Source organism: Caballeronia choica (genome assembly GCF_001544535.1).
Classification (GTDB): domain Bacteria; phylum Pseudomonadota; class Gammaproteobacteria; order Burkholderiales; family Burkholderiaceae; genus Caballeronia; species Caballeronia choica.
Map to the genome: position 1 here is coordinate 1 of NZ_FCON02000092.1, position 18,715 is coordinate 18,715.

The window sequence follows — 18,715 nt, forward strand, 5'->3', positions numbered from 1 at the left end:
CTGTTTCCATGTTGGGTACGAGGCAATCCGCCTCGTTCCTCAACAGGAGCAGAGCCATGACTCACACGAGCCAGGATGTCAGTCCGCTGCGTCAGCGCATGATCGACGACATGCGCATGCGCAAGCTCGCACCGAAGACGCAAGCCGGTTATGTCCGCGTGGTCCGTCAGTTCACCGCTTTCCTCGGGCGCCCGCCCGACACCGCCGCCGTCGAGGACTTGCGGCGCTACCAGCTGCATCTATATCCACCAAGGGTTTCAGCCCGGTCGCCCGGTGCGTCGGACTCACTGGTAAACCACTATCGCGCGTGGATTGGTATGCCAGTACTGTCAGACGGGCACACGTATACAAATGCCCTTCTTTTCGCTTCGGGGAGGCGCCGTTGAAAAGCTCCTTCTGCAAGTCCGATCCAGTCCCGCTATAGCAACTCCGCAAGGTTCCGTGCTTCACGCACACCGTGCCGGCAGTCCACGACCAGCCATGTGCGCAGGCAATCGGTACGTCCATCGAACAAAAAGGAGGCAACATGCTTTCAGGAATCCACGTGCTTCGAGCGGCGGCGAGCGCCGCGTTGGCGCTCTGCGCAAGCGGGGCTTTCGCGCAGGCTTCGATCGTTTCAGGGCCGCCCAGCGATCCCACCTGCATGGTCCCCTGGAAGAGCGACACGAAGTTCATCAAGTATCCGAAGAAGAACGCGCCTTACCGGATCGCACTCGTGAACGGCTATATCGCGAACACCTGGCGTATCCAGATGATCAGGACGGCCAAGGCCTACACCGCGCAACCGGCCGTTGCCGCCAAGCTCAAGGAATTCAAGGTCGTCTCGACCGGCGAGGACGTTCCGGCGCAGATCTCGGCCGTCAACAACTTCATTGATGCCGGCTATGACGCCGTCATCGTGAACGCGCAGAATCCCTCCTCATTCGGCCCCGCGATCCGCCGCGCGAAGAACGCCGGTGTGGTGCTGGTCGCTTTCGACAACACGCTCGACAGCGCAGACGCGATCAACGTCAACGTCGACCAGTATGGGCTCGGCGCGCTGTGGGCCAAATGGCTCGCGGGCCACCTGCCGAACGGAGGCAAGGTGCTCGAAGTTCGCGGGGTGGCGGGCACGTCGGTTGACACGGACCGGCACAATGGTTTCACGAAAGCGCTGGACGACACCGGCAAGAAGTGGAATGTCGTCCAGGTCTACGGCAAGTGGGACGACGGGGTCGCGCAAAAGGTCGCCGCCGACGCCATTGCCGTGCAGGGTCATTTCGATGGCATATCGGCGCAAGGCGGCGACACGGGCGTCGTGCGCGCGATGATCGATGCGAAACACCCGTTCGTGCCTTTCGGCGGCGAGACGGAGAACGGCTTTCGCAAGTTTTGCGCGCAGTATGGGAGCCAGGGCCTGAAGTGCACGTCGGCGGGCACCGGGCCCGCGCAGGTGGCCGTGGCGATCAAGACGGCACTCGCTGCACTGGATGGCCAGACGATTCCCGTGGCGATCAAGCTGCCGCTCGACGTCACCGACGATTCGATGCTGAAGTCGGGCGTCAACTATTTTCCGAACGACTCCGACAACTTTTTCGTCGGCAACTCGTTTCCGACATGCGGCATCAATTTCTCTGCGCAGGAAATCATGAAGCAGAACCAGGGCAACCAGTGACCGGATGATGGCCCGCGCTGTGACCGGAGACGAAGCATGCTGCAGGATGGAGAGCAGCCGTTCTTTCAGATGTCTGGCGTGTCGAAAAGCTACGGCGGCGCCGTCGCGCTGGATCACGCCGAACTCACGGTGCGCAGAGGCCGCATTCACGCGATCCTCGGCGAGAACGGCGCGGGCAAGTCCACGTTGCTGAAGGTGATGTCCGGCGTCGTGCAGCCGGACGAGGGCACGATGCATTTCGATGGCCGGGAGGTCTCGTTCGCGTCGCCTGCCGAGGCGAACGCGGCCGGTATCGTCTGCGTGTATCAGGAACTGTCGCTGATCCCCGACTTGAGCGTGGCGGATAACATCTACGCGGCGAACCCGCCGCGACGTTTCGGGATGATCGACCGGCGGACCCAACGCCGCCAGGCCGAGGAGGCGCTCGCGCGAGCGGGCGCCGCCGACATCAATCCGCTTGCGAAAGTCCGGGCCCTGCCGCTGTCGCGCCAGCAGATGGTCGAGCTCGCGAAGGGGCTGGCACACGCGCCGCGCATTCTGATCCTCGACGAAGCCACCTCGGCGCTGACCGCGGCCGACGTCGCGCGCGTGATCGAGGTGCTCAAGCGCCTGCGCGAAGAGGGGCTCGCGCTGCTGTTCATCTCGCACCGCATGCACGAGGTGAAGGCGCTCGCGGACGAATGCACGGTCTACCGGAACGGTCGCCATGTGATGAGCTTCGAAGCTGGCACGCGCTCCGACAATGAGGTTGTCGAAATGATGATCGGCCGGAAGTACCAGCATGTGTTTCCTGCCAAACCCGCGGCCAAACCGGCGGAGCAGCCCGCTGACGCCCGCAGCACCGCGCCGGTTCTCGCCTGTCATGATCTCGCATGGAGCGACACGCTGCGGGGCATCAGCTTTTCGTTGCAGCCCGGTGAAATCCTCGGACTGGGCGGCCTCGACGGACAAGGCCAGCGCGAACTGCTGCTCGCGCTGTTTGGCGTGTTGCGCGGCTGCGCTGGCAAGATCGAGATCAACGGCAAAGCCGTGTCGATCGGGAGCCCGACGGCCGCGCGCGCCAACGAAATCGGTATGGCGCTGATACCCGAGGACCGCAAGACCGAAGGCTTGATGCTGCCGATGTCGGTACGCGAGAACCTGTCGTTTGCCGCACTCGATCGCATGTCCACCGCGGGCATAATCGATCGCGACCGCCAGCAGTCGCTCGTCGAGCAGATGATGGAGCTGCTTGCGATCAAGTCGTTCAGCGTCGACGCGCCCGTGGGCTCGCTGTCGGGCGGCAACCAGCAGAAGGTCGTCATCGCGAAGTGGCTGATGCGGAAGCCGAGGATCCTGCTGCTCAGCGACCCGATGCGCGGTATCGACGTCGGCACCAAGCAGGAGCTCTACCAGCTGCTCAGGCGTCTTGCCGACGAAGGCGCTGCGATCGTCTTCTATTCGACCGACTATGACGAGCTGATCGGCTGCTGCGACCGCGTGCTCGTACTGTACGAAGGCAGAATCAAGAAGGAACTCGTCGGCTCGGCGATCACCGAGCAGAACCTGATTGCCAGTGCTCTCGACCTGCCCGTCGGACAGATTGTGCCTTCCACGGGAGTGGCGTTATGAGCGGGCTGCGTTACTGGTATGCGGAGAATCGCGGAGCGGTGTTCGCGTTCGGCCTGTTCGTGCTGATGTTCGCGATCTATCTCGTCAACTATCCGTCGGCGTTGTCGGCCAACGTATTTCAGACGGCAGCAAACAAGGCGGTACTACTCGCGCTCGTCTCGATGGGGCAGGCGCTCGTCGTGCTGACCGCCGGCATCGACCTGTCGATCGGCATGACGCTAGTGCTGACGAATTGCATCGGGTCGTGGATCGTCACGGGCGACTCGCTGCACAGCGCGCTCGGCATCGCCGGCGTGCTCGGGGCGGGTGCGCTGTGCGGCGCGCTGAACGGCGTGATCATCATTTTCGGCCGGCTGCAGCCGATCGTGACGACGATTGCGACGGGCGCCGTCTACTACGGATTGGCGCTGCTGCTGCGCCCTGTGCCCGGCGGATCGATCAACGAGGACCTCGCCGACGCACTGACGGGCAAGATCGCCGGCGTTCTGCCAGCGAGCTTGGTGATTCTGCTCGCCGCGATCGTGATGGTCTGGATTCCTTTCAAGCGCTCGGCGATCGGGCGAGCGGCATACGCGACCGGGTCGTCCGAACCCGCGGCTTTCCTGTCCGGCATGCCGATCCGCCGCGCGAAGTTCGCGAGCTATACGCTGGCCGGCCTGCTCGCGGCAGTCGGCGGCCTGTTTCTGACGTTCTTCACGGACACCGGCGAAGCGAGCCTCGGCAGCGCGAACTCATACACGCTGTTTTCGATCGCCGCGGTAGTGATCGGCGGCGTGTCGCTGCTCGGCGGCAAGGGCAGCGCGATCGGCGCGATCTTCGGCGCATTCGCGTTCCGTTGCATCGGCGATCTGCTGTTCGTGTTCAACGTCGATGCGCTGTGGCAGCCGCTATTTCAGGGCATGATTCTTCTGCTTGCTGTCGCGATCGGCGCGTGCGGATTGTTCAGGGTGCGCAACCGTCTGGAGTGGTTTCAATGAGCCACCCTTCCGCGACCGGCCGCACCACCTTCGTGTCGAGGCTCACTCGCAGAATCGACAAACCGATCGTGATCGCATTCGCGTGCATCGTCGCGCTGCTGCTCGTCGGCGGGATGTTTTCGCGCAACTTCACGTCGCCGGAATACATCCTGCTGCAACTGAAGGTCGGCGCATTCCTCGGCATCATTGCGACCGGCCTGATGATGGTGATCCTGCTCGGCCACATCGACCTGTCGCTGCCGTGGACGATCACCGTCGGCGCGATGATGGCGTGCGCGGTCGCGGGGCACGGCGATCTCGGGCGCGTCCTCGCGATTCCGGTCGGGATCGGTTGCGGCGTGCTGATCGGCATCGTCAACGGCATCCTCGTCGCACTGCTGCGCATTCCGTCGATGATCGCGACGCTTGCGACCAATGCGGTCGCGCAGGGCATCATGATTGTCTATACGGGAGGATCGTCGCCGCAGGATTCCGCGCCGGAGGTGATGCGCTGGCTCGCGGCGGGCTGGCTCGTACCGGGCGTGCCGAATGCCGTCGCGCTGTGGGTGGTGATCGGCGGCGCCACGATGTTTCTGCTGTCGCGCACGACCTTCGGCCGCACGCTTTACGCGATCGGCAACTCCGAGCGCGCGGCGTATCTTTCCGGCATCGATACGCGGCTCGTCACGGTGACCGCCTTCGCCGTGTGCAGCGCGTTCGCCGCGTTCGGCGGCGTGCTGCTCGCGGGCTATGCGTCGAAGGCCGCACAGTCGATGGGCGATGCTTACCTGTTGCCGGCGATCGCGGCGGTCGTGCTCGGCGGCACGTCGATTCTGGGTGGACGGGGTTCATACCTGGGCACGGTGGCCGGCGCGATCCTCATCACACTGCTGCAATCGATCCTCTCGGTCGCGCAGATGCCGGAGGCGGGGCGTCAGATCATCTACGGCGTGGTGATCGCGGCGATGCTCCTGCTGTATGGGCGAAGCAAGCGAGAGGCGTAGGTCGAGCCGCTGGCCCGCCAGTCGCGCTCAATCAACGAGTGCATCCGGCCACAATCAGACGTTAGTCGGCGCTGTCGTGCGGACATTCGAAGGTCAGCTCTGCTCGGACAGGGGACGCTCAGCCGGCCGCTACGCTGTCACGTCGTCGGCCGAAGGGTACATTTTGGCAGCGCGGCAACGGGCACCATGCCGATGTCCGCTCGTGCTCGGTCATTCTTTTGCCTCGCCGAGTTTCCAGGCTGAAGCAACTGGAGCCGCCGTCGATTTGCGTCGGCGTTGCCCTATGGCCACATCATAGATTCTTGGAGTCGACGTACCAGCTAGCGTATGCGCAGGCAGTCTACTGGGCGGCAGGCATTAATCGTCCTCCTCCTGCTGACGATGTTTCCAGCCCTTATGCCAGCCATTGTCGTGCCATCGCCGGCGGTCCCTGTACTCGCCCTCATATCCGTGGCCGTAGGCAACGGGGGCTTGCGCGTACGCGACGGGAGGCTCCTGATACACGACTGGGGATCCCTCGTAGACGACGTGCGCCGCTTCAGAGACAACGGTTGGCGGCGCCGCATACACGGGAACGTGCCGCGCCGAACGGAGGCGATCTTGCGTGGCGAAATGGCCCGTACGGCCGGGCCGCCCCGAAGCAAACTGCGGTGCAGCGCCTTCCCGCGAAGCCGCTGCGCTGTGATCGAGCGGAGCGGAAGGTGCGCGCTGGGCGATCTCAGCACGGGAAACCGCAGTTCCGCGGGAAGTAGCCGACGATGATGGCACGCCACGACCGGGCGAAGCCCTCTGTCGCTTTGGCGGTGTCGATCGGGGGAAGCCGAGCGCCTGTCGCACGCTCGCCATAAAGTGCGACGCCCAATTTCCGCGATTCTGGGGCACGCCGTTGCCCGCTTTGCCAGGCCGCCCTGCAGCGGGCCGCGGTGCAGCGGAACCCCGGGAAGGTGCCGTGCGGCGTTCGAACGAAGTGGAAGGCGTAGGCGGGGCGAGTACGGTAGTTGCGATTACGGTTGCGGGAGCAGGAGGTGCGGTTGACGGCGTGACCGGACCGGACGAAGACAGTTGTTGCGTCGGCGATGCAGGTGCGGTTTTCCCGAGCACCTGCTGTGTGCTCGCCTTCGATTCGACGTAGGCGCTCTGATGATGGTTGGGCCAGGCATCATACGTGACGGCACCCACGATCCCGAAAGCCACTGCGATTGCGAACGCAACCCAAAGCTCGGGGCGTCCGAACCGCGTAGGCGGCGGGGCTGGTACTGGATCAATTGCAAGATTGGCGCCGATGGCCAGGTTACCAGCACCCAGATGAAGCAACTCCAGCCGTCGGGATACGGCGCCAGCACTCGAATCATTTCGTCTGGTCTTTCGAAAGACTTTGCTCACACTTGTATGCAGCCGAGGGAACCTCCTGAAGAGAATGATCAGAGAAACGATTGCGCACATCAGCGTGTTGGCCAGATTCATCCAGAACATCCCATTCGGAATTCCCCGGCTCATTTCGAGGAGCATGAGTGCGAACGTGCCATTGCTGAGAGCCCAGCTTCCCCAGCTCAGCAGACTGTGGCTACGTACGTCTGCCTCCCTCGCGAGGAGTTTGCCGATGGTCGGAAGGTACGTCAGGATGCGCACCCCGTTCCAGAAGAGGAACATCGCGCTAAGTGCCTGGATGTAGAGTTCGTGAGACATCTCGACTCCCTTGCCATGCATGGCCGGCGGGCCCGTGCTCCGACTCAGGCACCCGGCGCAGCGCATGCGAAGTTCCTGTTCAATGAGGAGCGGCGCTCGCCGGGATCGCCGATTGGGGCGGTACCTCTAGCGTACGCTGGTCAGTCGAACCCGACGGGCGAAGCCGCTGCGAAAGCAGCATGCGCCTGGACACACCTGAAAAGCATGCCAACACCGCGTCCGGCCGCCCAACCGGGTCCGATTTGTCGGGGCGCGTGGGTAGCAACGTTTTCATGGCTCACTGGCTAATGATAGAAAACTTATAACACCATCGCCGCTCCCCGTCTTCTATCGCCTATGGATGTGCTGAACAGGCCGGTAGATGCAAGACGTCCTGGCGACTTGAAGGCGGACAGGTCGTAAGACCGAGGGTGTGCCTTCTCGTTCGGGCCAGGGAGCCAGACGTTTGTCAACTTCCGTCGAACGACAGCAGTAAAGTCGAGTCGGTTATCCGCTAAGTTTCGCTTATTGGACATCTGACCTTGTTCGTGATCTTCCCGCGAATGCCGAGGACTTGCGGTCTCGGTGTTTTCCCGTCACGTATGAAAATGCGAATCGACGCCGAGAGAAAGTAGCGGTTAGCAATACCACGGTCATGCCAATCATCCCCGCTCGAACGCGCCCGTCTTATCCCCGGAAAAGCCCACCAGTAAGCGACCGACAAAGCCACCGAACGCGCCGATCGAGTTGATCAAGGCCAGACCGCGAGCCGCTGGGCAGACCGGACAGGATGGGCCTCGGAATCATGAAAATCGTACGGATCGAGATTGTGCGGACGAGGGCTGCGGTAATGCCAGTAATGCCGATCAATGCTGGAAGCAATGCGTCTAACAAGGTCGAATCCACCAGCGATACGACGGACGAGCATCAGGTCCAGGATGCGCCGGCCTGACCGTTCCTCGCGTTTGGACCACGACGGCAAGCCAATGGTCGCGAAAAAGTGGGGAATCGCGGACACCCAGTGCGTGTGCGTCACATTCAAGCCATGACCTTTTAGGAACTGCGGCAACCAGATGCCGATCCCCTATGAACCGAGCGTGAAACTGAACGACATCAGGCTCGGCAGATAGACGCGCGGGTCATTCAAGGCTGGCAAGAATGCGTGAGTGGAGTTCTTGCCAGTGCTCTCGCGGGCGAGCATGCCATCGGGTGCGTCGCGTTCATCGACGCTCACCAGGCCCGTTTCCTGGGGTGTCAGTGAGCATCCTGAGCACGATGATACCGAGCAGGCGCGGCAGGGGCGCCCGGAAGATGAACATCTACTGGCAACTCGCCAGGGCAAGTGCGCCGTTCAGTTGGGCAACCACACTGAGATCCGGCCGCCGATGAGCTAAGAGATCGGCGTCGACGCCGTGAACTCAGGCGAGCACTAGGTTCGGTACTGCGAGGGAACAGGCATTTCATATGCGTGCGCTTTTGATAGCACATTCGGATGGCTGCTGTACTCCGGGCAGCGGCCTTTGCGGTGCCCCGAGTCTGAGAGAAGGCTCAGAGTCCGGTGCTGCTCGCCTGGCCAAGCACCGTTCGGCCTGGAACTGCGGGGGCAACCGTGCTCGAATTCCCACGAAGATACCCCTGGAGTGAAGGTCTTCGAGGAAGGTCGCCGCTCGGCCATGAAGGGGCATTCGCCCAACGGGTCGATAAGATGCTCAGACGTCGGTTCCCCTCCGTAAGCGGCCGTGCGATACGAAGACGAATGTTGCTTCATCGGCCAAAGCAGCCATCGGCGCTACCTTCTCCGCGGCCGTCGAGCAATGACCGCTCTCGCGTGAAGTCAACGCCCGAAGTCGACCCTCAAGGTGCATCCGACAATCCCGCAAGCGGTCGTTCGATTGACGGCAAACACTAAGGTTCGTTTAGTTGCCGACAACACGCTACGACGTCGCAAGATTCAAAGAACTTCGTCAGTGCCGCGATCGAGACCGTTGTTCCACCGTCGGCGCATCCCGCCGTGATTCCGTTCGTCTGCGCCATACCGAAATCTTCGCGTCACGACACACATCGTCGCGTCGCGCGCTTCGCTGCAGCCATTTCTTCCCGTCCCAATCTCTCGTCCAACCATGCTGCGCCGAGCCTGATCGAAACCCGCAACCAGTTGCGAGGCACCGGGCTACCTGTTCAGCAGGAAGTGGCGATATCCGTATGAGTCACTGATCTCGATCCTGTGGAAGTTCGAGACGGCCAACGCCTTGCCGAGTGTCGTTGTGGTGCGGCTTGTGGGTCTGGAAGTGGACCCCTTTGAAGGCGTCGCACCGCGTCGAGGAGTCGTCGATGCCAACCGGTTGCAAGAGGGCCTTGGTTTGCCTGTGGAAATGCTGCGCGCGGCACTGACCTGTCCCGTCGCCCGGCGACGTTACAGCGATGCGTTTCGCTACTGTCGACGCTGTCTCGCACATGGCTACCACAGTGTTGTGCATCAACTGGAAAGCCTGCGCCTGTGTCCTGGAATCATCATGTCGGCGCTGCGGTCGTGAGGCAGCATATTGCGTGAACGTACAATTGCTGGAGACGAGGTTTCATTGCGCACATTGCCGTGCGAGTCATGGTGGGATATGGACGCCGGACAACGCTGTGCCAATGAAACCAGCGCATCGCAGTGCATTCACATGCCGCTATCTTGAGTGAACGTGATGCCCTCAAGCTTTGCGTCTCCCGTTTCGGCTCACCGATCGCCATATGTGAAAAATCGAGGCTTTTTGCGATCCGATGGACTCGACCGACGGGTTGACACATTTCCTGGTGCGGCGGAGACAGATTTCCTTCGCTCTACGATAACGCGGCAATATTTACTTGCAATTGTCTGCACATAGGCTATTTTTCTCATTATGAATTTGCGCTGCAGCGTCAATACGTGATGGGGAAAATATGAATCAGTCCCGCCTTGGCACTGACACAATTTTGTTGCATCGCTTGCAACGTGGCGGGTAGTGAGTCAGTCGGCGAAGGCGCCTTCCTGACGAAATATGTTTAGTGATGCGAACATGAAATAGATTTTGAAATAATCGGATCGATTAACGCTTGATTCGGAAACGGTGATGTTGCGGGCATTCTGGGGAACGAGGTAGCACATTGCTGCCGCCTCTTCGGAGGATCGGTGGCAGTACCAGGAGCGGCGAAAGCGCGATCTTCGAAGCTCCACAGCGAATTGAATCCCCCACACAGGAGAACAATATGTCTCAGCCGCCGCTTCTGCCGCAAATCAAGAAAATCGTCTATCTGATGCTTGAAAACCGTTCTCTCGACAATCTGCTTGGTTGGCTGTACGCGGGTGACGAGCAGCCCGCCGTCGTCTTCCCGCACAAGAGTAATCCGAAATTCAATGGCCTGCGCCCGCAGACATTTTTCAATCTCGACGCCAATGGCGAGAAGATATTCGTCCAGCCGATAGGCGACGACGTCTGGAAGAATTATCAGGCCATTCCCTGGGCCGATCCTTTTGAATCGATGCTGCATCCATTTACTGACGATCCGCGGCCACCATACAATCCGTGGAAGGGCGTCATGAACCAGTTCTTTGGTGGGGTGCAGACCATAGACCGTATGCCGACCAGCGAGTCCGGGTCGCCGCCCATGCTAGGTTTTTTCAATGACTATTACTATTCCATGCAAACGGAGTGGAAAGGACACGATATTCTCTGGACTTACACGCCGCAGCAATTGCCGGTGATCAATCATCTGGCCAAGCAATTTGCCGTCAGCGATTGCTGGTTCGCGTCCGTTCCATCGAACACCAATCCAAACCGGGCCTATTCAATATGCGGGACGTCAATCGGACGCTCCAGCAATCAAAACATCCATGCGGTGGAGCAGTTCAATATACCGACCATCTTCAATTATCTGACACAGGCGAAAAAGAACTGGGGCATTTACTATGAGAGGGAATGGCAGGGCAATCAGTGCTATACCACCTATACCTTTCCGCAAATACAAGCTGCGCAACAGGACAACGAGGTGGCGCCGCTTGCGCAGTTCTTCGGTCATGCCAAGGCAGGCACGCTGCCCCAATTTAGCTATCTGGAACCGAAATGGACATCGGTTTTTCCCTTCGACCAAGGGTCGGATTATCATCCGCCCAGCGCGCCGTCGAATGGCGGGGAACAATTTCTGCAACAAGTCTACGAGGCTGTGCGCAACAGCCCGGATTGGCATGACACGCTGCTGATTGTTTCCTTCGACGAGCATGGGGGCACCTACGACCATGTTGCGCCGGCCTGGGGCGCGATCAACCCGGACGGACTTCACGGCGAGAATTTCTTCGATTTCGACCTGTTTGGAGCGCGCGTTCCGACGATCCTGATTTCGCCTTACGTGCCGACCAGGTCGGTGTTCCGACCGCCCGAAACGAGCCACTATCCATTTGATCACACGTCCTTCGTCAAGACCTTGCTGCAGTGGGCGGGCATCGACTTGTCCACGGTGAACCTAGGCAAGCGCATGCCGCAGGCGCCCACCTTTGAGGGCGTGTTTGTCGACCATGTGGTCAACGATGGCACCATTAATTTTGCCAGTCCCCCGCTGTCGGCGATGTCCGGCGTGCCCGACGGAAGCCATCCGGCAGGGTCGCGGGCGAATTTGCTGGAACTGCTGGAGGGCATCCCCGTGGTCGCCAGCCGTGTGCTGCTGGCGCAGCACCATAGCGCCGACGCGCTGAATGCCGCCGTCGCCCGCTATCGGGAAGATCCCGCTCAGTTTGATGCAGCGCTTGGTAATCAACGCTGATCACACGACGTTCCGCTCTATGCGTATTGCGTAAGACGATGGGTGCCGACCACGGTGAAGGCTGGCACTTCTTTTTTTTTACCCTCACAAAAGGAACTGATCATGACTCAAGATCCTGTTCAAGCTGAAAATCCCACTGTGCAAGCGGACCTGCTGCGTGCCAATCCCCATTTGTCGAGTGAGAACAAGCAAGTCGAGGCCACGCAGTATCAAGTTTGGATGGAAAATAACGGCGGCTTTTATGACCTCCGCTGGAGCGCTTCCATCACCGGCTCGTATGATTGGGTGGGTCTGTATCCGAATGATACGGTGCCCGACTCCTCGTATGTCGGCGGCGACAATTGGCAGTGGGCTACCCGCGGCAATAGCTACAAGACCAGCACGCCAGTGACGTCGGCCTATCAAGTACGCTATCTGGTTTGGGATGGCAAGGCCGGACAGTATGTGGCGGTGGCGCGGGGCCAGATTCGCTGAGGGCCGACCAAGGCCGCCAATCAGGGCGGCTCTTGCCACCATACACAAACACCAGACTTTTACCCGTGAACGTCGAGTTCGGCGCCATGCTCGTCGACCGCACGCCACAACAGATACGCCTCGCCGCGCAGCGTCACGAACATCTCGTCCAGATGCCAGGTGCTGCCCGGCTTGCGCCGCGCCGCTTTGGCGCACTGGGCGCATGCAGCGCCAAAATTATCGGGATGACGTTTGCACTGGCGCGACGCAGCAGTTCGCCACCGGCGACCTTCGGCCGTTGTGCGTCGTGGCCACATTTGCTTTGCGCCCAGGGAAGCCATGTTCCCTCCGCCCTCAGAACCCCGGTGACGAATCGCATCGTGCTATCGTATCCAGGGCGGTCCTCCTTCCGAATTTTCCGTGTTGCGGGCAGATCATCGTGCGGCGGGTCCGTCACCACTCAACGCGGATTTGGCAGCGATGCTGACCAGCACCAGATGTGCGGCTTTCGCGATGCGCGTCGTACTCAGGCGTTTCTCTCAAGCTTCGGCCCGATCCGGCAGCACTTCGCGTTGCCCAGACATCAAATGAACGCGGCACGCCATCGTGCCATACTGAAAGAACGCTTCACCACATGTAATAGTTGGACTGTTGCCGGCGCTGGCGAGGAAGTTATCTGATAAGGATAACTACTTTTTAACTGCGCACGTAGCCCGTGGCCGCCAACTTGACAGAGCCCTACCGACCTGTACCGCGAGGTCTGCGTGCTGCTGTTTTTTCGGTACGGGATTACGCCGGCTGCCAACAAGCTCTATCTTAGGACCCGCGGCAGTCGGCCAGTTTCGGCTTTCCACATCTGCGCCGAGATCGTTGCCAACCGATGCGCACCCCCATCGGGTTGGAACGTTCTTCACCCAGAGGGCTCACGCTCGTCAAGGCCCGCGCGTAACCTATCCGCTCCCCCGATCTGCAGCAATTCCTCAAACTCCGCGAACCGGTCTGCCACGGTTATTCCTCTTTAAACCAGCGAGCCGCGGCGTCCGCAGTGTCTTCGGGTCGAGTATTGAACGCGATGGACGCATTAGGAGCACATTTGTGCACAGTATTGACGAGAGCCTCAAAGAGCAGCAAGCTCTTCGGGGGAATGCGTATCCCGCCTCCAATCACAACGCAATCGTAAGCTGCGGTTGATAATTGGCGTTCTAGCGCAATGGGGGCGGTTTCATCTGGTCGCACCAGACATAGATCGGCATGCCATCCACGCGTCGCCATTTGCTGCATTCCGACTGAAATCCCGGCATGAATCTTCGCCGCGTTAAATCCCGGCGGTAGCGCTGGGTCCGAGAAGTCGACCGTTTCAGGCTCCTGGCCGACGAACAACACCCGCGGCAAGTCATGCAATTCGCTCATCTTGTTCTCCTGATTCGGTGATCGCTCGTGCAAACGCGTCGCGAGTTGAGACAGCGCAACGACGCAGGAAGTATGGATTTCGAGTAAGCCACATTAGCACGCCGGAGACTGGGAGGACGCCAAATCTGAAGTTGCACGATCAAGAACGGTGGCGATAGGGAGACTACATAAAGTTCTGGTTGTCGGAGCCCGATATTTCTCGGCATCTTGCCGCATGACGCGGTTCGCTAGGAGCGGGTCCGCTCTCGCTAAATACCAGAGGGTTGTTATTGCAGGTGTTGAATCGACGTCAATCGAAGTCCGCGATGTAGGACCTCGTCTGGCTCTTCCGGGTCGGGAGCGTGAGTTCGCTGATGCAGGAAGCTGCCGTCCCGCTGTCGGATGCCACCACCGTCGGCAGTCCGCCACATTGCTGACGTAGAATCCAGCCCGCAGACAGGCTTCCCGGAGACAAGTCATGAAGACGAGAATTACACAGCTGTTAGGCGTCCAGTATCCGATCGTGGAAGGGGGCACATTGGGTCGGTCGTGCGGAACTCGCGGTGGCCGTGTCCAACACAGTCGTCTTCGACATGGTGACGGCGCACACGCAACCGACGCCGGACGATCTGCGGCGTGAGATCGCATTTGTGGATGATCCTGACGTCGTGCTCCTTGAGCCGGTCGGGTTGAATGCCCCGCTGCACGAACGTTTCCTTCGCAGAGTGATTCCGTACACTCGCATCTTCTGCAAGATTTCGATCAGCGCGACTGGCGCCCTTTTTCTGGCCACGGTCCCTACGGGACATCGCCCGTCATTTAACGCCGACGATGTCGTCGAGTTTCCAGGTCCTGTCGAAAAACGGTGACGCAGGCCCATAGAAGCGAAACATTGGAAACCAGCCTTTTCCGGGCACTGTCTTGATCCAGTTTGCCTTTCCCTTCGGTTGGTCCGGACCGAATACGATGTCTATCGAGCCGTCCGCGTTGACACTCGGCCTCGTGAATGTGCTGACGGACGGGAACGGTTGTCCATTCTGCAACTCCGATCTGCTAAGGGGGTCGTAGACGACGACCGACCAGAAATTGTTTGCCGGTATGCCGGGCAGGACGTGAAGTGAATAGTTCTTTGATCCGTCGAGGAAGTTGCCATCCGCGTCCCGGTAGGTCCAAAGGTACTGCGACCCCTTGCCGACATTTTTCTCCATCATCGCGGGTGAGTTGCCGGCCGCCATGTAATAGATATTGTCGCGCGCGTCGATCTGAGGAGCACCCTCACGAGTAAACGTGTAGGTCATGCCGTCCGGCACGTGTTGCCACTTGCGATCCGGATAGTAGAAAACGCCCGGTTCCGCAGAAGCGAACGCGTTGGCACGCGCCATTGCACCGCCAAGCCGCGCCGCATCGGACAGCAGGGCTTTCGTTTTCTCATCCGGATCGAAGGGCTTTCCTTTCTCGATGCCGATCGCCTGCATCTGGAAGCGTTCCAGCGGCCCGAAGCTCTCGAGAGGCTCCTCGTCAACGAGCATCGCCAGCAGCTCATAATAGTGGAGGTTGTCGGGCAACACCGTGTCGATGTTCCGGCGGGAGCCGTTCATGAACTCCATCGGTGGCGGCGAAGAGGCGTCGGCCAGCGGATAGATCCTGATCTGCTTCATCAGGGCGACCGCCTGATCGGTCTTGCCTTCGACCTGGAAGCCCCGCACGGCGAACGTCAATGAGTAGGTGGGGGATCGGGCGACGAAGTAGCCTTCCGGGACGTTGCCTGAGAAGCTGGGCGGCAGGACGAGGAATTTACCGCCTTTGCCCTTGTCCGCGCCCAATGGCCCGACGTCGGCGACGTAACGCTGCAAGCCGTCCTGAATGAAGCCGAGCATATGCGGCGGGGCTTCGATGACGGTCGGACCATCAGTCTTCAAGTCGAGCTGGCCTATCGCATAGACCGTTTCGGTGTTCCCGGTCAGCAGCGTTGTCTGAGCGTCCATCAGGTTTTCCCAGATCACGACCTGCGTGGGCTTGATTGAACCGAATGCGCGCATACCCTCGCGCAGGGCAATCTCGCTCACGGGCATCATCTGCGTCAGGTAAACCTCGACGGCCCGATTGAACTTTCGAAGCTCGAGCAGTCGTTCTGCTGTGTCCCCAACGGGATAGCCGTTGCGGAATTCAAAATTGCCTGAGCGCGTTTTCAACGTCTCATTGTTCAGCCATCCGTGCGGTTCCTTGACCTGCGGATACACAGGCAGCGAGGTTCCTGCCGTGCAAATGAAGGCGAATGCTGCCAGTGCCGAACGCGTCATGGTTGTCCTCCTCGCTCCACGTAAAGTTATGCGCACGACGGGGCCAGATACCGTCCGGCGTAGTTTTCATTTGAACTCGCGCCTGTCGGGCGGTACAACGCATTCCTCGTTTAAAAGGCGGCCGGATTCAGGGCTCTGCCGGGCGATAGCCTGACACCATCCCTGCGTTGTACGCGCTCTCGAGCGCGCGTGAGAGATTTTCCACGCTGACGATGCGGAAATCCCAGGTCGGCTTTCCGGTAGGCTCAAGGGCGTCAATGCCGAGATTTTCTCTGGCAATCAGTTCCAAAAGATCAAAGCGTTCATCCTTCGTCATGGTGCTCATACATTTATCCCGATTTGCGTAAGACATTGCAAATGTTCGCGTACCCATTCAGTCACTGATTTCGTCGCAACCTCAAACGACTGCAGCGCATCGAGCCTCATGCCAGTCGCTGTTTCCGAACAGCACGTCAGCCACGACGGCTCGCTTGAAATAGTGGCCGATTGCGCATTCCTCGGTCATGCCGATGCCGCCATGCAACTGGATAGCCTGTCCGCATACGGCTTTGGCCGCGCGCCCGATAAAAGCCTTCGCCTGCGAGGTCACGTGCCGGCGATCCGCAATAGCGTCGTTGACGAACGAGGTGAGCAGCGCGTACAGCATCGAGCGTGCGAGTTCCAGCTCGGCAGCCATGTCGGCGATACGATGCTGAAGCGCCTGGAACGTACCGATCGGTACGCCGAACTGCTGGCGCAGCTTGAGATATTCAGCCGTTGTCTCGATTGCCTTTTCCATGGCGCCGACCAGTTCCGCGCACAGGGCCGCAATGGCATGGCTCAGACCGCATTCCAGCGCCATCAGACCGCGCCCGGGTTCGCCAAGCAGAGCCTCGTCGCCGATGCTGACCTGATCGAGTGTCAGTTCGGCGGCGTGGCTGCCGTCGTGCAGCGCCAGCGGGCGCACAACGACGCTGTCCATCCCGGCATCGAGCAGGAACAGGCTGATGCCCCGTGCATGGCCTGCTTCGTCCAGCAACTGCGCCGATACGATGAGCCGGTCCGCCTGCGCTCCGCCGAGTACCAATGTCTTGCGCCCCTGCAGCACGTAGCCGCCGGCGACCCGCGTAGCCGTGGTGCTCACGATCGACGGGTCGCCGCGCGAGGCCGCCTCGCTATAAGCCAGTGCGATGCGCGAAGAGCCGTCGGCGAGATCCGGCAGCAAGCTCGACCGCTGCGCGTCGGTTGCCGCAGACACCAACGTCTGGGCCGCGAGCACTGCGCAGCCGAGATACGGCTCCACGACGAGACCGCGCCCGAATTCATGGGCGATCAGCGCCGTTTCGACGATCGTGCCGCCAATGCCGCCATGTTCGTCGGGCAGCGCCGCAGCGAGCCAGCCGTTGCTGGCAAATGCCTGCCAGTTATCGTTACTGCCGCCTTGCGTCGAATTGACGAGCGCGGTGCGGCTGGCGAAACCATATTCGTTGTCGATGAAGCGCCGTACGCTGTCCTGCAGCATCTGCTGTACCGAATCCAGCTTGAAATCCATTTTCGCTCTCTGCCTCAGAGTTGAAACATCATTTTGGCGACGATGCCGCGCTGCACCTCGCTCGATCCGCCGTAGATCGTCGTGGCGCGCCGGAAGAACATCTCCGCAGCCGCGTTTGAGGCGAGTGTCCGAAGCGGATGCGCGTCACCGCTCGCGGGCATATCGTGGGCATGTGGTTCCGCCAGCGCGCCGGCGTCGCCAAGTGACTCGACCAGAAACTCGCTCATCTTCTGCTGCAACTCGGTACCGCGGATTTTCAGCATCGAGCCCATCGCGTGGGCGAAGGGACTGTGGTCTGCTTCCATCGCGGCCACTCGCTGGACCATCACGGAGATCGCACGGAGTTCGGCCTCGTAGCGCGCGAGGCGCAACGCGAATTCCGGACGCTCGATCAATGCGCGGCCACCCGTCTGCGGCGCGCTTCCCAGTTGCCGGAGTCTTCGCTGAAAGCGCAGCAAGGCTGGCAGGTCGGCGGTGGCGGCGTGCTCGTTGTTGAGCAGGAACCGGGTGAGCTTCCAACCTTCGCCTTCTTCGCCGACGAGATTGCCAACCGGCACCCGCACGTTATCGAAGAATGTCTCGTTGAGATGGTGGTAGCCGTCGATGCTGATGATCGGCCGCACGGTAATGCCTGGCGTCTTCATGTCGACCAGCAGGAAGCTGATACCGTTCTGCTTCTTCGCTCCGGATGCAGTCCGGACCAGCATGAAGATCCAGTCGGCCTCATGGGCGCCGGTGGTCCAGATCTTCTGGCCGTTGACGACGTAGTCGTCCCCGTCACGCACCGCCCGGGTGCGAAGGGAGGCCAGGTCCGAGCCCGAGCCGGGTTCGGAAAAGCCCTGGCACCATCTGCGTGTGCCGGCGAGGATCGGCGGCCGGTGCGCGGCCCTTTGTTCCGGCGTCGCAAACTGGTTCAGCAGCGGCCCCACCAGCTTGTGCGCAAAAATGTCCTGCACAGGCGCGTCAGCTGCGGAACACTCCTCATCGAACACCAGGCGCTGCTGCACGCTCCAGCCAGTGCCGCCGTGTTCGGCGGGCCAATAGGGCGCGCCCCAGCCGTGCGCATGCAGGATGCCTTGCCACTTCGCCAGGGCAGCCGGTGACGAACGCATGCCCTCATTGCAATTTTTCAGTTCAGGCGGCAGATGCGCGAGCAAAAATCCGCGCACCTCCTCGCGAAACGCACTGAGGCTCAGATCGGGATGAAAGTCCATGTGAAGTTTTCCTGACCACGTTAAGTTGCCGGCGCGGACGCGCAATGTCACGCAGGTACCGCGCGGCAACGCCCGCGCTCGACGCTGACCCCGTTCCCCGGTTTGGTTCAATTCCCGGCCGCTGCGCCGTAAATGATGAGACGGCGAAATGGTCGTCGT

At 60.7% G+C, this 18,715-nt stretch carries 15 protein-coding genes and 2 pseudogenes; 11 read left to right on the forward strand and 6 right to left on the reverse strand.

Translation table 11 applies throughout. The features are described 5' to 3' along the window. Window positions 1-56 precede the first annotated feature (56 nt). From AWB68_RS50875 to AWB68_RS29360, 5 genes are all read left to right on the forward strand, one after another. On the forward strand, window positions 57-386 hold the full coding sequence (locus tag AWB68_RS50875; protein WP_268810948.1) for a phage integrase N-terminal SAM-like domain-containing protein: 330 nt from the start codon (window positions 57-59) through the stop codon (window positions 384-386). A gap of 140 nt (window positions 387-526) precedes the next feature. Then, entirely contained in the window at window positions 527-1,654 is a 1,128-nt protein-coding gene (locus AWB68_RS29345) for a sugar ABC transporter substrate-binding protein (RefSeq protein ID WP_087647833.1), read from the forward strand. Between the two features lie 36 nt (window positions 1,655-1,690). Next, a complete protein-coding gene (locus AWB68_RS29350; RefSeq protein ID WP_087647834.1) occupies window positions 1,691-3,265 on the forward strand; it encodes a sugar ABC transporter ATP-binding protein in 1,575 nt (524 codons plus the stop codon). Continuing rightward, window positions 3,262-4,242 carry an ABC transporter permease gene (locus AWB68_RS29355; protein WP_087647835.1) on the forward strand — a complete coding sequence of 327 codons (981 nt, stop codon included), beginning with the start codon at window positions 3,262-3,264 and terminating at the stop codon, window positions 4,240-4,242. The genes AWB68_RS29350 and AWB68_RS29355 overlap by 4 nt, the downstream gene beginning before the upstream one ends. Then, window positions 4,239-5,225, forward strand: a complete 987-nt coding sequence (locus tag AWB68_RS29360; protein WP_087647836.1) for an ABC transporter permease — start codon at window positions 4,239-4,241, stop codon at window positions 5,223-5,225. The genes AWB68_RS29355 and AWB68_RS29360 overlap by 4 nt, the downstream gene beginning before the upstream one ends. A gap of 2,749 nt (window positions 5,226-7,974) precedes the next feature. On the opposite strand, the gene AWB68_RS48380 is transcribed toward AWB68_RS29360, so the two are convergent. Next, entirely contained in the window at window positions 7,975-8,124 is a 150-nt protein-coding gene (locus AWB68_RS48380; protein WP_160110087.1) for a hypothetical protein, read from the reverse strand. A gap of 1,015 nt (window positions 8,125-9,139) precedes the next feature. Between AWB68_RS48380 and AWB68_RS49730 the strand changes: the two genes are divergently transcribed. From AWB68_RS49730 to AWB68_RS51900, 5 genes and pseudogenes are all read left to right on the forward strand, one after another. Further along, on the forward strand, window positions 9,140-9,424 hold the full coding sequence (locus AWB68_RS49730) for a hypothetical protein (protein ID WP_235028563.1): 285 nt from the start codon (window positions 9,140-9,142) through the stop codon (window positions 9,422-9,424). 697 nt (window positions 9,425-10,121) lie between these two features. Next, window positions 10,122-11,669 (forward strand): alkaline phosphatase family protein, encoded by a 1,548-nt coding sequence (locus AWB68_RS29375; protein WP_087647838.1) that lies wholly within the window; start codon window positions 10,122-10,124, stop codon window positions 11,667-11,669. Window positions 11,670-11,771: 102 nt separating this feature from the next. Further along, window positions 11,772-12,143, forward strand: coding sequence for a hypothetical protein (locus AWB68_RS29380; RefSeq protein WP_087647839.1), 372 nt, complete (start codon window positions 11,772-11,774; stop codon window positions 12,141-12,143). A 467-nt stretch (window positions 12,144-12,610) separates the two neighbouring features. After that, a pseudogene (locus AWB68_RS51895) lies at window positions 12,611-12,802 on the forward strand (IS6 family transposase); the annotation flags it as partial. Window positions 12,803-12,868: 66 nt separating this feature from the next. Next, window positions 12,869-12,949: pseudogene (locus AWB68_RS51900) on the forward strand (DNA-binding protein); the annotation flags it as partial. Window positions 12,950-13,130: 181 nt separating this feature from the next. Here AWB68_RS51900 and AWB68_RS29395 read toward each other — a convergent pair. Further along, entirely contained in the window at window positions 13,131-13,532 is a 402-nt protein-coding gene (locus AWB68_RS29395; protein WP_087647840.1) for a hypothetical protein, read from the reverse strand. 542 nt (window positions 13,533-14,074) lie between these two features. Here AWB68_RS29395 and AWB68_RS51540 point away from each other — a divergent pair. Next, window positions 14,075-14,380, forward strand: a complete 306-nt coding sequence (locus tag AWB68_RS51540; RefSeq protein WP_374729619.1) for a hypothetical protein — start codon at window positions 14,075-14,077, stop codon at window positions 14,378-14,380. Here the strand turns inward: AWB68_RS51540 and AWB68_RS29405 are convergent. From AWB68_RS29405 to AWB68_RS29420, 4 genes are all read right to left on the reverse strand, one after another. After that, window positions 14,327-15,811 carry a DUF1254 domain-containing protein gene (locus AWB68_RS29405; protein ID WP_087647841.1) on the reverse strand — a complete coding sequence of 495 codons (1,485 nt, stop codon included), beginning with the start codon at window positions 15,809-15,811 and terminating at the stop codon, window positions 14,327-14,329. The genes AWB68_RS51540 and AWB68_RS29405 overlap by 54 nt on opposite strands. 127 nt (window positions 15,812-15,938) lie before the next feature. Then, entirely contained in the window at window positions 15,939-16,136 is a 198-nt protein-coding gene (locus tag AWB68_RS29410; RefSeq protein ID WP_087647842.1) for a DUF6900 domain-containing protein, read from the reverse strand. A 72-nt stretch (window positions 16,137-16,208) separates the two neighbouring features. Beyond that, the gene (locus tag AWB68_RS29415) at window positions 16,209-17,342 is read right to left on the reverse strand and encodes an acyl-CoA dehydrogenase family protein (protein ID WP_087647843.1); all 1,134 of its coding nucleotides are present in this window, start codon (window positions 17,340-17,342) and stop codon (window positions 16,209-16,211) included. A gap of 14 nt (window positions 17,343-17,356) precedes the next feature. Further along, window positions 17,357-18,556 carry an acyl-CoA dehydrogenase gene (locus AWB68_RS29420; protein ID WP_087647844.1) on the reverse strand — a complete coding sequence of 400 codons (1,200 nt, stop codon included), beginning with the start codon at window positions 18,554-18,556 and terminating at the stop codon, window positions 17,357-17,359. Window positions 18,557-18,715 lie beyond the last annotated feature (159 nt).